Source organism: Pontibacillus sp. ALD_SL1 (assembly GCF_017355605.1).
The window spans coordinates 2,231,562-2,246,413 of record NZ_CP062974.1 but is presented as its reverse complement, the minus strand read 5'-3'; the positions used below and the strand labels follow the sequence as shown (position 1 = coordinate 2,246,413).

Genomic DNA, 14,852 nt, shown 5'->3' with positions numbered 1-14,852 from the left:
TTGCTTGAATTAAACCATGTTCATAAAGTCTTTAATGAAGGCACACTTGATGAGAAAATAGCGCTCGAACATATTGATCTGTCCCTAAAACCTGGTGATTTTGTCACTGTAATTGGAAGTAACGGTGCCGGGAAATCGACATTGATGAATGTGATTTCTGGTGCCCTTTCACCTGATATTGGGACAGTTACAATCCAAGATACGAACGTGACTCCTTTTCCTGAATACAAACGTTCAAAATTGATTGGTCGAGTCTTTCAGGATCCAATGGCTGGTACAGCGCCTGAAATGACAATTGAAGAGAATCTTGCTATTGCCTATGCTCGTAATAAGAAGAGGACACTAAGGAAGGGCGTGACGAAGAAGCGGAAAACATTCTTTAAAGAGTCACTTGAAAGTCTTCATTTAGGGCTTGAGGATCGATTAAATGCCAAAGTAGGCCTTTTGTCAGGTGGAGAACGCCAAGCTTTGTCTTTGCTTATGGCTACGTTCACAGAACCGTCCATCCTTCTCCTTGATGAGCATACGGCAGCTCTTGACCCATCAAGAGCAGAGCTTATTACGAATCTAACTAGTGAAATTGTTGAGAAATATCATTTAACTACATTAATGGTAACTCATAATATGCAGCAAGCTCTTGATCTAGGAAATCGTCTCATCATGATGGATAAGGGGCAAATCATTTTAGAAGTTTCAGAGGAAGAGAAGAAGGAGTTAACCATTGAGACGCTTCTTGAAGAATTCCAGAAGATTCGCGGAGAACAAATGGTGAATGACCGCGCTTTATTATCTTAGTAAAGGGGGAGGACGATGAAGGAAGGTTTATTCATTGGACAAACGGCTGAAATAACGGCGACTGTAACATCTGACATGGTGGCTCAGTTTGAAGGGAATGTTGTGCATCCTGCCTACTCTACAGTCTCTATGGTTTATCACATGGAGTGGGCAGCAAGACAAATTATTCTCCCATACTTAGAAGATCATGAAGAGGGCATTGGTGCCTCTGTAACAGTGAAGCACGTTGCACCTACAGCCGTTGATACCACTATCACTGTAAAAGCGACCGTTACGGCATTAAAGAATCACTTAGTGATTACAGATGTAGAAGCGCGTAATGAAAAAGGTTTAATTGGAAAGGGGGAAGTGACACAGGCGATTCTACCTAAAGAACAAATAGAGGAGCGAATAGAAGCAAGCCTTGTGTCAAACGCATAAAAATGAAAACGTTTTCTGAAGTACACAAGAGAGATAAAGGGGTGGGAGAGATGGATTTGTTTGAGAAGTTCACAGAGCATGAACAAGTCGTCTTTTGTAATGATCCCGCGACAGGTTTGAAAGCCATTATTGCCATACATGACACAACGCTTGGTCCAGCGCTTGGGGGATGCCGCATGCAGCCATACGAAAGTGTCGATGATGCACTTCAAGATGTCCTCCGTTTATCAAAAGGAATGACCTATAAATGTGCAGCTGCAGACGTTGATTTTGGCGGTGGGAAGTCCGTCATAATAGGAGACCCTGAGATAGATAAATCGCCTGAGCTGTTTCGCGCATTTGGTCAGTTTGTTGAGTCATTAAATGGAAGATTCTACACAGGAACCGATATGGGTACATTGCCAGAAGATTTTATACACTCCTTAAAAGAAACGAATTGTATTGTAGGTGTTCCGTCAGAGTACGGGGGAAGCGGTGATTCTTCCGTTCCGACATCACTTGGGGTTATATATGGTCTTCAGGCTACGAATCGAGCATTGTTTGGGACAGAGGATTTAAAAGACAAAACGTACGCGATTCAGGGCCTTGGTAAGGTAGGTGGGAAAGTAGCGGCTCGATTGGTTGAAGAAGGTGCGCATTTATATGTATCGGATATTAATCAACAAGCCATTGCTGATTTAGTAGCAAAAGCGAATAAACATAATGCTACCATCCAAGTGGTAAGAGGTGAGGACATCTACCGGGTAGATGCTGATCTATTCGTGCCTTGTGCATTTGGTGGGATTATTAATGATTCAACTATAGAGTCCTTTAAATTCAAAGGTATTGTCGGTTCCGCTAACAACCAGCTTTTAGAACAACGACATGGTCAGGTACTACATCAAAAAGGTATTCTTTATGCGCCTGATTACATTGTGAACAGTGGTGGTTTAATACAAGTAGCCGATGAGTTGTATGAACCAAACAAAGAGCGAGTTTTACAGAAGACCAAGAGTATCTATGATTCATTGCTATCAATCTATCAAAACGCTGAGCTTCATCATATTCCAACCTCAGAAGCAGCAGACTTGTTCTGTAGAGAACGAATGGAAGCAAGGCAAAGGAGAAACAGCTTTTTCTCACATTCTAAACGTCCAAAATGGAATGTACGTACATAAGGAGGAGATAGACATGGAAGAACAATATCCAATGATTCAATGGATTGATGAGAAAGGAAGTCTAGTGCAAGATCTTGACCAAGAGCTTATTACAGAAGATGTTATTCGTAATATGTATCGTAATATGGTGAGAATCAGAACCTTTGACCGAAAAGCCATTAGTTTGCAACGTCAAGGGAGAATCGGTACTTATGCACCATTTGAAGGACAGGAAGCGGCTCAAGTGGGGAGTGCTATGTCTTTACGAAACACGGATTGGCTGTTCCCAACTTACCGTGACCACGGGGCTACGATGACGTTTGGTCATTCGTTGAAGACGATTCTGACGTATTGGAATGGAAGGAATGAAGGATGTGTGCCACCTGAAGGGTTGCATATCTTTCCGCCAAGTGTCCCCATTGCCACGCATTTACCTCATGCAGCTGGAGCGGCTTATGCCGAGAAGCGAAAAGGAACGGACAACATTGCTGTGGCCTATTTCGGAGACGGGGCTACCTCTGAAGGTGACTTTCATGAAGGCTTAAATGTGGCGAGTGTCCTAAAGTCGCCAGTGGTGTTCTTTAATCAGAATAATAATTATGCCATTTCTGTTCCGATTCATAAACAAATGAACTCAAAAACCATTGCTCAAAAGTCAGTGAGCTATGATATGCCGGGAGTTCGTGTAGATGGAAATGATATTATCGCAGTTTATACAGAGATGAACCGTGCCATTGAAAGAGCCAGAAGTGGAGAGGGTCCAACGTTAATTGAAGCAGTGACATGGCGTTATGGTGCTCATACAACAGCTGATGATCCGACGAAATATCGTGAACAACAAGAAAGTGAAGATCGCAGGGCTTCTAAAGACCCGGTTGCAAGGCTTGAATTATATATGAAGCAAGCTGGCCTCTGGGATGAAGAATGGGTGACAGGTATTAAAGAAGAGGTGGCCCAGGAGATTGATCAAGCTATTGAGGAGATGGAAAGCCTTCCTCCGGCTGATGTGAACGTTATTTTTGACTATGTATTCGAAAGTCCAACATGGACGATTGAGAAACAGAAAAAGGACTATGTCGCACTTATGGAAAGAGGGGATCAATAATGCAGACGACTGTAGGAACGAATACGTTAACACTTGTCCAGGCGGTTACGGATGGTATGCGTACCATGCTTCGTGAGAAACAAGAAGTCCTTGTGATGGGAGAAGACGTAGGAAAGAATGGGGGAGTATTCCGAGCGACAGATGGTTTGCAAGCTGAATTTGGAGAAGATCGTGTCATAGACACCCCTCTAAGCGAAGCGGGTTTTACAGGTGCAGCAATCGGTATGGCCATCAATGGTTTCCTTCCAATAGTAGAAATTCAATTCCTTGGCTTTGTTTATCCTGCTTATGAACAAATTATGACGCATGCTTCAAGGATACGAGCGCGTACAATGGGCCATTACTCTGTGCCGATGGTCATACGTGCTCCGTACGGGGCGGGTGTAAGAGCACCTGAGATTCACTCTGATTCAGTAGAAGCATTATTTACTCATATGCCAGGTATTAAAGTCGTTTGTCCTTCATCCCCTTATGATGCGAAAGGGCTCTTAATTGCGAGCATTGAAGATCCTGATCCGGTTTTATTTATGGAACCAATGCGTAATTACCGTTCCTCTCGTGAAGAAGTGCCTGAGGATAAATATACGGTTGAGATTGGGAAAGGGAAACTGCTGACAGAAGGTGAGGATGTGACCGTCATTGCTTGGGGGGCTATGGTTCCTGTAGCAGAAAAAGCTGTGAAACAGATGGGAGAGAAGGGTGTGAACTGTGATTTAATCGATCTCAGAACCCTTTATCCGCTTGATCAAGACATCATCGCAGAATCTGTTCAAAAGACAGGGCGCACTGTGATTGTTCAAGAAGCACACGCCACTAGTGGTGTTGCAAACGATGTAATCTCTGTTATTAATGATACCTCTTTCCTTTATCAGAAAGCACCTATTGAACGGGTGACAGGTTTTGACACACCTGTACCATTCTTTGCTTACGAAGATCATTACTTACCTACCCCTGAACGGGTTATAAAATCTATCGAAAAAGTTGTTTCGTTCTAAAAGGAGGGACTATGCATGGTCGAAGTAAAGTTACACGATATTGGTGAAGGAATGACAGAAGCAGAGGTCCTTCACTTCTTTGTTAAGCCAGGTGATACTGTAGCTGCAGATGAACCACTTGTAGAAGTTCAAACCGATAAGATGACGGCTGAGATTCCTTCTCCTGGCGCCGGGACAGTTGGTAAGATCATGGTGGAGTTAGGTGAAACCATTAAAGTTGGAACAACGGTTTTGGAAATAGAGTTAGCGGGAGCCCCGTCGAAAGGTGAAAAGGATCATAAAATAGAGAAATCTGAGCAAGTAAATAAGCAAGAAACACATACGTTCCACATACCAAAACGCAGTGATCGTGTCCTGGCTGCTCCTTATACGAGAAAGATTGCTCGGGATAATGGGGTGGATATTGATCAGGTTGAAGGCACAGGGCCAGGTGGCCGTATTTTGGATGAAGATGTGATGAGTTATATGAACGGTGAGACTTCTAAACAGGCCTTAGCAGTAGCTGATGCTGCACCGGATAAAGAAATAGAAGAGGTGCAGTCAGAAGAAGTAACAGCTCCCTCTTCACTGCAAACCATTCCATTCAAAGGTCGCCGTAAGCAAATTGCAAAGAAGATGACTCACTCTTTGCATACCATTGCTCATTGTACACAGTTTGAAGAAGTAGATGTGACAAACGCGATGGAATGGAGATCGCAGTGTAAAGAACAAGGAGAGTCCTTCTCAATTGCTGCATTCTATATTAAGGCTGTTTCTGTGGCACTAAAGGATTACCCGATCTTTAACGCGACGTTAAACGAGCAAGAGGAAGTTATTGAATTGAAAGATACTCACAATATTGGTCTTGCAGTAGATACAGAAGATGGGTTAATTGTACCTGTATTGCGTAACGTTGAGTCAAAATCTATTACAGAGATTCATAGGGAAATGAAAGCACTAACGGAAAAGGCTCTATCTAATCAATTAACGATGGCAGACATTTCTGGTGGGACATTTACGATTAGTAATGTAGGCCCTCTTAAAGGAAGCACGGGTGCCACGCCTATTATAAATCACCCTGAAACGGGTCTTCTTGCCCTTCATAAAACGAAGAAACGTCCTGCTGTTGTGAATGACGAGATCGTTATTCGTTCAATGATGAATCTATCGTTTACATTTGACCATCGTGTAGCAGATGGAGGCACAGCCGTAGCATTCTCAAACCGTCTGGTGCAGCTAATGGAACATCCGAATACACTAATGTTGGAGCTGGTATAAATGGTAGTCGGGGAAATAGCAGAACAACGTGATGTTGTTATTATCGGGGGAGGTCCAGGAGGGTACAATGCTGCCATTCATGCAGCTAAACAAGGCTTCCATGTAACGCTAATCGAAAAAGGGAATCTTGGAGGTATCTGTCTGAACGAAGGTTGCATACCATCTAAGCTGTTCGCAACTAGTGCAACGAAACTATCAGAAGTTGATACTATGAGTGACTACGGTATACAAATGGGCGAGGCAGCTTTTCGTATGGATCAACTTCAATCCTACAGGGAGAAAGTTGTGGGGAATTTACGTAAAGGCGTAGAAGCTTTATGTAAAGCCAACAAAGTTGAAATTATAGAAGGGCACGCATCTTTCTTATCAGAGGACCGCATAGGGGTAGATCATGGTCATCAATTCGATGTCTATCATTTTAACCACGCTGTCATTGCGACAGGCGGTCGTCCCTTTATTCCTGATGAAGTAAAAGCTGACGAAAAGCGTATCTTGACAGGCCACTCCCTATATAGGTTAGAAGAAGTACCTGACCATTTGCTTATATATGGTAGTGATTATATTGCTCTTGAAGCTGCGATGACGTTTCGACAGTTTGGAGCCAGCGTATCCCTTGTTCTAGACGAAGAGAAATCTGAATATGGGTATGATTCTTCTATTAACCGAGAGTTAAAACGAGTTCTTAAGAAACAGAAGATCAAAGTATACACTGAAGCTTCTTTAAAAAGCATTAGCCTTGATGGTGACAAAGTAAACGGGATGCTACGACAAAAAGGGGAAGACGTTCACATTGAAGCGACTCATGCGTTCATTTCTGTTGGAATTGAGCCGAATGTGAGTGATCTAGGTGTAGATCGTTTAAGAATGAAAATGGAAAATGGTTTTCTCGCTACAGATGCCGGGATGCGTACATCCATAGAAAACATCTATGCTATTGGTGATGTAACGACGGGTCCGTCTCTTGCGGTTAAAGCCATAAAGCAAGCAGAGGTTGTAGCTAAGACAATGGGAGGAATCCCCGCTGAGTTTGATCCTACCTTCATTCCTTTAGTAGCTCATACCATACCACCAATTGCTACAGTGGGGATGACAGAACAAGTAGCATTGGAAAAAGGATTAAACGTTCGTGTCGGCCAGTTTGGTTATGGAGGTAATGGGTATGCAACGATCCATGGAAAACGTGAAGGATTTATTAAAATCATCATACAGGATGATACCGATGTTGTTTTAGGTTTTCATGCTTTTGGTGCTGGTGCAGTTGAGTTAATATCAACGGGAACTGTGGCATTAGAGATGGCGGCTCGTGATGAAGATCTATCTTTCCCTCATTATCCGCATCCTAGCTACAATGAGTCAATAACGATGATTGAAACGGAGATTAAACGAGCAAAGGAAGCGAATGTTAAATAGAAATTCTCTCTACTCTTGTTAAAGAAAAATAAAACGGGTGCTTGTCTTCTTTCATTCATTAAGAAAGGAAGGCAAGTACCCGTTTTTATTTACGTTTGTAATTGGCTTTCGTGGGTGAATCCGATCTTTTCAAGTGCTTGTTGCATATTGGCATAGCTGTTAATGTCTTTAAAGTTAATACCTAGGCTAATAACAGTTTGAGCAATCTCTGGCCTCATTCCCGTTATGCTAGCTTCAACTCCCATTATCGTTAACGCCTGAATGATACTAAAAATGTTATTGGCTACCATTGTATCAATCATTGGGACGCCAGATACATCAATAATTAAGTAATCGAGCTGATCCTCTGTACTATGTTTCAAAGTGGATTCCATGATTAGTTTTGCTCGGTGTGTATCAATTTCTCCAATTAGTGGGAGAATGGCTACTCCTTTTGTAATCGGTACAACCGGTACAGATAGTTCTTCCATTGCGAGTTGGGCAATATTCATTGTTTTCTGGTGATCTCTTACAATAAGGTTACTGAATATATAACTCACTTCATCTAATAAGGGATTAATTAGCTTACTTACGTCTAGCATTGTAACAGCAGAGAAGTTTTGCTGTTCTAAGTCTTCTTCAAATACATCCCATATCACTGTCCGAAAGAATGCCAAACTTCGAAGTGATTCATTTAACGGTACACCGATGTCTAGGCATTTTTGTCCAACTCGATGGGCCCATTCTCTTGTTCTGTTCATAACATCATCATGGTTTTCTATAAGGGAATCGCCAATAATTTCAATTAACTCTGTCCGCCATGTAATGATTTGATCATAGGGCACTTCTACTGATTTTAATGTATTTACAAATTCTTTAGCTTCCAAAGCTTCTACAGCATGAGCGAGATCTCTCTTATGGTTGATGATTTTATTTCCAATATATTCAAGCTCTTGCTTCATTTCACCATCTCCTAATGCTTATTACTCTAATCGTAAAACAATAGTGGTTTAAAGCGCAATTTTAAACTCTCATTATTAAGAAGGAATTATGAGCGGGCGTTCTTATTGTGGTACAATCGGGACAAAGTGCAGTTTCAAGAGGAGGAATTATGCTCTATCGTCATCCCTATTATTGCGTGACCCGGTCTATTCAAAATGGACAGCAGCTCTATCAGGAAGAAGAGTGTTACCTTGTCCTATCAGAAGACAAGATTACAACTGATCAAAATGTGTTTGACTTACAACATGTTTTCGATATGTCTTACAGAGGTACGGCTGAGTTGTATGGGTTTTTATATTTACACACTAACAAAGGAGTCTTCTCTTATAACGTGAAGCATGCACCTGACGAATTGATTCAAACCTTTCATTCGTTAAAATAAATCATTGCGAGGAATAAACGATGCAACTAGACAAAAGAGAGAATTGGATGGGACTTGAAGTTCCATCAAAATGGAACGGTTACACAATTGAAGCCTTATTACGAGACGTATGGCAAATCCCAAAGAAGCAACTCCATCAGATTCGTATGGACAAAGGGGTGCTCGTTAATAACGAGCAAAAACGTTGGAGTGAGACACTCGCAGAAGGGGATTATTTAGAGGCACAAGTCTTCATCCCTGAAGAATCCGATGTGGTCGAAGACGAGAAGGATGTACAGATCTTGTTTGAAGATGACCATATTCTAGTAGCTAACAAACCAGCAGGGATGGATACTCATCCTAATGAAAAGGGACAGACGGGTACGCTATTAAATGCAGTTACTCACCACTGTGGTCCTCATACTAATGTTCGTCATATTCACCGTCTGGATCGTGACACAACGGGAGCGGTATTGTTTGCGAAGCACAGAATAGCAGGCTCCATTATGGACCGTTTGCTAGAAGAACGAAAGGTAAAACGTGCTTATCTTGCTCTTGTTCATGACTTTGTTTCTAAGAAAAAAGGGACGATTGATCAAGCAATTGGAAAAGACCGTCACCATGCAACTAGAAAGCGCGTTTCTCCTAAGGGTCAGTCTGCAGTTACGGACTACGAAGTGCACGGCTATCTAAAAGAAAAGAAAGCAACACTTGTAAAGCTTTTCTTAAAAACTGGAAGAACACACCAAATCCGTGTCCATATGAGTCACATTGGTCATCCGCTCTTAGGTGATTCCCTTTATGGAGGGAAGAAGAATGCGGCACCACGACAAGCATTGCATGCATCTTCACTTACGTTCCCTCATCCATTTACAGGCGAAACGATCACATGTGAAGCGCCATTTATAGATGAATCGCCTATATTTGAATAAGACGAGACGCTCAAGGCTATGACTTGAGCGTCTCGTCTTTTTTGTTACTTCGCTGTCACCTTAGATAAGTATGCATAGTGAGAGAAGCCTATTAAAAACGTAGAGCATATGTAATAGATAACACCAGACCGCTGGCTTATCCAGTTCGTTTCAACATTAGACCACCATAGGATGGCTGTAGTCATAATTATAATAGTAATAGTAAAACTATTGATCCATATGTTTTTAAGTGGTGTTTTTCCGCTTCTTACTAGCAAGATACTATTAAAATAAGATAACAATAGGGATGCAATAATAAAACTAAAATAAATCCATACTTCCATTAATCTCTACTCCCTTCAATCTTTGCGTGCATCAGAACACCTTTTTGCAGTCCTTATTTTAACATAATGGTTGTTGAGATTATTAAAGTGGAAGTTGCGGTACTTTGTAAAAGTATTCGTGATTTTTGGCAATATGGTATAATGCCACTAGATAGAAAATAGGATTAAGTGATAGCTTGTACATATATAGACATCAATCCTACTATACTATTCTGCTGAATGGGCGGAAGGGGAGTCATAGGTGGAAGAGAAACGTTTTAATACGAGAAGAGCGAAGCGCAAAAAAAGGACAAGGAGAATCGTGTTAGGTTTTTTTGTTTTCTTCGTCCTAATAGGCGCTTATATCTTATATGAATATACAGCGGGGCTGAGGGGAGCAAATGAAGATGCTCCTGGTATGAGTGAGAGTTATGGGGATGAGCCATTTGAGGGAATAGATAGTCCAGAAGGAAAGACGAATGTCCTTTTATTGGGCATTGATCAGCGTGGAGAAGAAACAACTCGTTCAGATACAATAATGATTGGCCAATATGATACAGACAAAAATAAGTTAAAGCTTGTCTCTTTAATGAGAGACACCTACGTAAATATCCCGGGTTATGGATATAAAAAGCTAAATGCCGCTTTTGCATTAGGCGGCCCTGAGTTAATGAGGCAGACGATTCAAGAGAATTTTGGGGTCGACCTTGAATACTATTCCATTATTGACTTTAACGGATTTGTCAGTATCGTCAATACGATTGCTCCAGATGGTGTGCCGATTACTGTTGAGAAGGATATGTATTATAAAGACGGTGTTCAAACAATTGACCTAAAAGCTGGGGATCAGAACCTGAATGGAAAAGAATTGCTCGGCTACGCTCGGTTCCGTAACGATTCTTATGGAGACCTGATGCGGGTTGAGCGCCAACAGAAGGTATTGAAAGCACTTAAGGATGAATTTGTATCCTTCACAGGCTTAGCACGATTGCCACGAGCACTTGGGTCCATTCAACCCTATGTGAAAACAAATATGGGTACAACGTCGATCTTAGGGCTTGGAACAGATTTCCTATTAAACACTCCGGATGATATTGAAACCTTGACCATTCCAAAAGATGTAGGATATTCAAACCTGCGCGTGCCTGGAGAAGGGGCAGTTTTATCCCATGATGAAGAGAAAACGAGAGAAGCATTACAGTCGTTTTTGGAATAGCTCAAATAGGGTATAGAGAGAAGATGTCCGTTTCTGGCGGGCATCTTTTTCGTGATTTCTTTTTATTTCCTACATAAAATGTTCTATAGGAAAAAGGAAATAAGGGAAGGGATAGGGAATTAGTAATCTTAAAGCAAAAGAGGTGCGGAAAATGACTTTGGTAACATGGATACTGGCTGGTGTAATCTTCTTTCTGCTTGCGTGGGAAGCTTTTTTCATTTTACCAACGAAATGGCTGAAAGTTGAGCGGGTCGATTGGGAAGGGAATACGAATAAGAAGATTTTGCAAATAAGTGATCTACATATTCGTCACATGCGTATTTCGCTTGCCAATATTAAGGCACTTATTCATGCTGAAAAACCTGATTATATATTTTTAACAGGAGATTATATTGATCAATCTGAAAAAGAATTCGAAACCCTCAAACCGTTCTTGCAACTTATAGAAGAATCAGGTGTTGAAACGTATGCAGTCCTCGGTAATCACGATCGTGATATAGATGATGTTAAAGGTCTTGAAGATTTAATTAACCAACACGGGATACACTTATTAAAGAATCAATTCGTCGAAAAAGATGACGTCGTAATTGTCGGAGTGGATGATCATGCCCAAGGGTACCACGATCCTGAGAAGAGTTTCTCCTTTTTAGGGGATGATAAGAAAGATGTGCTAGTGCTCACCCATGATCCTGATGTGTTGCTTCAAGTCAAGCACCCGTTTACAATGCTTGTGTGTGGACACTTACATGGGAAACAGGTCAACATCCCGTACTTCTTTAAAATCAAGAACATGGGCAAGCTAGCTAAACAAGGAATTTATAAAGGGAAGCACGATCATGAGCATGGTTCCTTTTACATTTCTAAAGGAGTTGGACAGTCTAGGTGGAATATTCGCTTCTTTGTAAGAAGCGAAGTGACGGTTCATACCCTCCGTTCAATAAAAAAACATTCATGAGCAGCTAAAAAACTGATATGATAAGGAATGCTGCAATAAATTTTCACCCTCAAAAAGGGTAAGAGGAGAATACGATGACACAAACTCTTCCATTTGAAATCTCCAAGGAAGATACATTCTTTGATGTATTAGGTGATTATATTGGAGATGTCTTTTACGACATTTTACCAGAACAAGGCTATGAGCTTCGGGACGAACAAATTTATATGGCGTTCCAGGTAGAACAGGCCTTTAAGAATAAGGAAACTATCTTCGCAGAAGCGGGTGTAGGAACGGGGAAGACGTTTGTATACTTGCTTTATGCGATTTGTTATGCCCGTTATATGAATAAACCCGCAATTATTTCGTGTGCGGATGAAACACTGATTGAACAGCTTGTCAAAAAAGGCGGAGACATTGAGAAGCTAGAAGAAGCACTGGGATTAAATGTAGACGTGCGTCTAGCGAAAGCACGCGAACAATACGTTTGTGTAAAGAAGCTAGATAAGCTTGAGGAAACAACAGAAGATGAGGATATTCTTGATGTGTACGATTCCATTCCTGAATTTGTTTTCGGTGGCGATGCTTCTATGCAAAAGTTCGAACGTTACGGGGATCGAAAAGAATATCCGTGGGTATCGAATGAAAAATGGGAAGCTATTTCCTGGGATCCTCTTCAGCAGTGTTCAACGTGTGATTGGCGTCACCGCTGTGGTCAAACGTTAAATCGTCAATACTACCGTCATTCATCTGATCTAATCATTTGTTCTCATGATTTCTATATGGAACATGTATGGACGAAAGATTCGAGAAAGCGTGAAGGGCAGCTTCCGCTCTTACCAGAAGCAAGTAGCGTTATTTTTGACGAAGGGCATTTGCTTGAGTTTGCTGCTCAAAAGGCGTTAACATATCGCTTTAACTCGAAGACTCTTACAAGTGTTCTAACGGAATACTTAAATCAGGATATTCGGGAAGAATCCCTCCTCTTGATTGAAGATATTCTGGAAATGCACGACAAGTGGTTTGATATTCTTCGCGACACGAGTTCTGAAGTAGAAGGTTCAAACCGCCATGAAGTTCCTCGTTCGAAAGAAATGATCGATTTGGCAGAACAGTTGAACAAAAAAGTACACAGCTTGCTTGAACAGCTCGTCTTTGATTCCGAACTCTTCTTAATGGATGATTATAATGTGAAGATTATTGAAGAATACTTGGAGTTCTTCTCTTATGGATTAGCTATTCTGTTAAAAGATAATAAAGGAATCTTCTGGCTTGAAACAAACAATGAAGACAGTTCCTTTGTTATTATGCCACGCCTTGTGGAAGATGTATTAGAGAAAGAAGTGTTTAGTCAGAACATTCCATTCTTATTCTCATCTGCCACTCTTTCTCGTCAGAAAGACTTCTCGTATATTGCAGGTAGTCTTGGTATCAAGAATTATCTTTCCTTCACGGTTGAATCGCCGTTTGATTACGAGGAACAAATGAAGATGAACGGCCACCTTGACCAAGGGGAAGAACAGAAGTGGGAGAATATGAAGGCTCATTTAGAGAACCAAGCAGGAAAGACGTTGATTTTATTCTCTTCTCTAGAAGAAATGAATCGTTTCAGAACTTGGGCGGATCGTCAATCCTTCTCCTTCCCTATGCTTTATGAAGGAGACAGGGAGATAAGCGAGACGGTACAGACATTCCAACAAGATCATGCGACGGTCTTGTGCTCTTATCACCTTTGGGAAGGGTTAGATGTACCAGGGGAGGCGCTGTCACAGGTGATAATCTCTTCCTTACCATTCCCACCAAAAGATCCCGTCTTTGATGCGAAGCGTAACCACGCAGGGGATGCAATGCAAGAAGTGGATCTTCCGTATATGCTTCTACGTATGCGCCAGGGAATCGGTCGCTTAATTCGCGGACACGAAGATCAAGGTTTTGTCCACGTATGGTTAACACCAGAGCAGTACGAAGCTATCGGCAAAGAAATAGAAGGCATAGCTCCAACACCAATTCAGTGGAGTTAAACAATAGGGGGGAGAGTGATTCTCTCCCTTTCTTGTTATGCTCTCCGTTTATGCGTACAATAAAAGAGACTTGTGTTATAGAAAGGAAGATAAAGATGGACCAAATGATGATTCGTGTAAAACAGCAAGATGAGGAATTTTCTATCCAACCTGTTAAGGGGCAGTCCTTGTTAGCGTCAGCCTTTGAGCAAGATGTTCCATTAGATTACAAATGCCAAAAAGGAAATTGCACGCGTTGCCGTGTGGAGCTACTTAACGGAGAAGAAGTGGTAAACAAGCCAACACCGAAGGAACATGTGAAGCTAGAAGGTGAACTTGAAGACGGCTTCCGCTTAGCTTGTCAAACGGTTCCGCTAAAATAGGTACATAACTTTATTAACTAATATAGAGGAGCATCAGATTGTAAAAGGTCTGGTGCTCCTCCTTTGTGTATTCAAAAATAGGTGATAATGAAAGTTATGGGAGGATTAGAGTCGTTCAGCTTATATAAAGTAAGGGCTATGGGAGGTATTCATAATTTCATTATGTTAAAATATGGATAATTAAGGGGGCTATGAACATGACACCTAGTATAAAAGGGACGGTTTATTTACTAATGGCGATGATTCCTTTATTCATATTGGGCTACATTCTATCTGTGAACTATGAACAGATGTTTTTCGTTTATGAATGGTTGCTTAGCGTAGTAGTGTTAAGTCTTTTCGTATTGTCTATTAAGTCATTCAGGGAGGTCAAAGATGAACGTAAGTGGATAGCAGCATCAACTCTTGCTTTTATACTACAGTTTTCTGTTCTGAGTCTTTTTCTAGGCCCATTCTCTTATTATCCGATGATCTATATTTATTACTGTTTTGCTGTGATGGCCTTTATTGTATTTATTAAAGCTTTACAGAGGAATGGAACTTTACGAGCGATTCCAATAACCTTTTTGGTCATAACAGGCACATTTACTCTTTATGTAGTTCTTTTAAATAGATTATAGGGAAC

At 41.2% G+C, this 14,852-nt stretch carries 16 protein-coding genes; 14 read left to right on the top strand and 2 right to left on the bottom strand.

The annotated features are described in order from the left end of the window. From IMZ31_RS11405 to IMZ31_RS11375, 7 genes are read left to right on the top strand one after another with little or no spacing between them, the layout of a single operon-like run. A complete protein-coding gene (locus IMZ31_RS11405; RefSeq protein WP_207527497.1) occupies positions 1-795 on the top strand; it encodes an ABC transporter ATP-binding protein in 795 nt (264 codons plus the stop codon). A gap of 15 nt (positions 796-810) precedes the next feature. Then, positions 811-1,215 (top strand): thioesterase family protein, encoded by a 405-nt coding sequence (locus IMZ31_RS11400; RefSeq protein WP_207527496.1) that lies wholly within the window; start codon positions 811-813, stop codon positions 1,213-1,215. A gap of 50 nt (positions 1,216-1,265) precedes the next feature. Further along, the gene (locus IMZ31_RS11395; RefSeq protein WP_207527495.1) at positions 1,266-2,372 is read left to right on the top strand and encodes a Leu/Phe/Val dehydrogenase; all 1,107 of its coding nucleotides are present in this window, start codon (positions 1,266-1,268) and stop codon (positions 2,370-2,372) included. Between the two features lie 13 nt (positions 2,373-2,385). Beyond that, complete coding sequence (gene pdhA / locus IMZ31_RS11390; protein ID WP_207527494.1) at positions 2,386-3,456, top strand: pyruvate dehydrogenase (acetyl-transferring) E1 component subunit alpha; 1,071 nt, start codon at positions 2,386-2,388, stop codon at positions 3,454-3,456. After that, positions 3,456-4,451 carry an alpha-ketoacid dehydrogenase subunit beta gene (locus tag IMZ31_RS11385; RefSeq protein ID WP_207527493.1) on the top strand — a complete coding sequence of 332 codons (996 nt, stop codon included), beginning with the start codon at positions 3,456-3,458 and terminating at the stop codon, positions 4,449-4,451. The genes pdhA and IMZ31_RS11385 overlap by 1 nt, the downstream gene beginning before the upstream one ends. Before the next feature lie 15 nt (positions 4,452-4,466). Continuing rightward, positions 4,467-5,708: a dihydrolipoamide acetyltransferase family protein gene (locus IMZ31_RS11380; RefSeq protein WP_207527492.1), complete on the top strand. Its 1,242-nt coding sequence runs from the start codon at positions 4,467-4,469 to the stop codon at positions 5,706-5,708. Continuing rightward, the gene (locus tag IMZ31_RS11375) at positions 5,709-7,118 is read left to right on the top strand and encodes a dihydrolipoyl dehydrogenase family protein (protein ID WP_207527491.1); all 1,410 of its coding nucleotides are present in this window, start codon (positions 5,709-5,711) and stop codon (positions 7,116-7,118) included. An 89-nt stretch (positions 7,119-7,207) separates the two neighbouring features. On the opposite strand, the gene IMZ31_RS11370 is transcribed toward IMZ31_RS11375, so the two are convergent. Then, complete coding sequence (locus IMZ31_RS11370; protein WP_207527490.1) at positions 7,208-8,059, bottom strand: STAS domain-containing protein; 852 nt, start codon at positions 8,057-8,059, stop codon at positions 7,208-7,210. 149 nt (positions 8,060-8,208) lie between these two features. Between IMZ31_RS11370 and IMZ31_RS11365 the strand changes: the two genes are divergently transcribed. Both IMZ31_RS11365 and IMZ31_RS11360 read left to right on the top strand, forming a co-directional pair. After that, positions 8,209-8,481, top strand: coding sequence for a hypothetical protein (locus tag IMZ31_RS11365; protein WP_207527489.1), 273 nt, complete (start codon positions 8,209-8,211; stop codon positions 8,479-8,481). 20 nt (positions 8,482-8,501) lie between these two features. Next, positions 8,502-9,392 carry an RluA family pseudouridine synthase gene (locus IMZ31_RS11360; RefSeq protein WP_207527488.1) on the top strand — a complete coding sequence of 297 codons (891 nt, stop codon included), beginning with the start codon at positions 8,502-8,504 and terminating at the stop codon, positions 9,390-9,392. Positions 9,393-9,436: 44 nt separating this feature from the next. Here the strand turns inward: IMZ31_RS11360 and IMZ31_RS11355 are convergent, their stop codons facing one another. After that, positions 9,437-9,715 (bottom strand): hypothetical protein, encoded by a 279-nt coding sequence (locus IMZ31_RS11355; protein WP_207527487.1) that lies wholly within the window; start codon positions 9,713-9,715, stop codon positions 9,437-9,439. A gap of 241 nt (positions 9,716-9,956) precedes the next feature. Between IMZ31_RS11355 and IMZ31_RS11350 the strand changes: the two genes are divergently transcribed. The 5 genes from IMZ31_RS11350 (at position 9,957) to IMZ31_RS11330 (ending at position 14,847) form a co-directional block, all read left to right on the top strand. Then, on the top strand, positions 9,957-10,910 hold the full coding sequence (locus tag IMZ31_RS11350; protein ID WP_207527486.1) for an LCP family protein: 954 nt from the start codon (positions 9,957-9,959) through the stop codon (positions 10,908-10,910). A 151-nt stretch (positions 10,911-11,061) separates the two neighbouring features. After that, complete coding sequence (locus IMZ31_RS11345) at positions 11,062-11,865, top strand: metallophosphoesterase (RefSeq protein WP_207527485.1); 804 nt, start codon at positions 11,062-11,064, stop codon at positions 11,863-11,865. A gap of 74 nt (positions 11,866-11,939) precedes the next feature. After that, positions 11,940-13,865 carry an ATP-dependent DNA helicase gene (locus IMZ31_RS11340; protein ID WP_207527484.1) on the top strand — a complete coding sequence of 642 codons (1,926 nt, stop codon included), beginning with the start codon at positions 11,940-11,942 and terminating at the stop codon, positions 13,863-13,865. Positions 13,866-13,960: 95 nt separating this feature from the next. Continuing rightward, entirely contained in the window at positions 13,961-14,227 is a 267-nt protein-coding gene (locus tag IMZ31_RS11335; RefSeq protein ID WP_207527483.1) for a 2Fe-2S iron-sulfur cluster-binding protein, read from the top strand. A gap of 197 nt (positions 14,228-14,424) precedes the next feature. Beyond that, complete coding sequence (locus IMZ31_RS11330) at positions 14,425-14,847, top strand: hypothetical protein (protein ID WP_242705544.1); 423 nt, start codon at positions 14,425-14,427, stop codon at positions 14,845-14,847. Positions 14,848-14,852 lie beyond the last annotated feature (5 nt).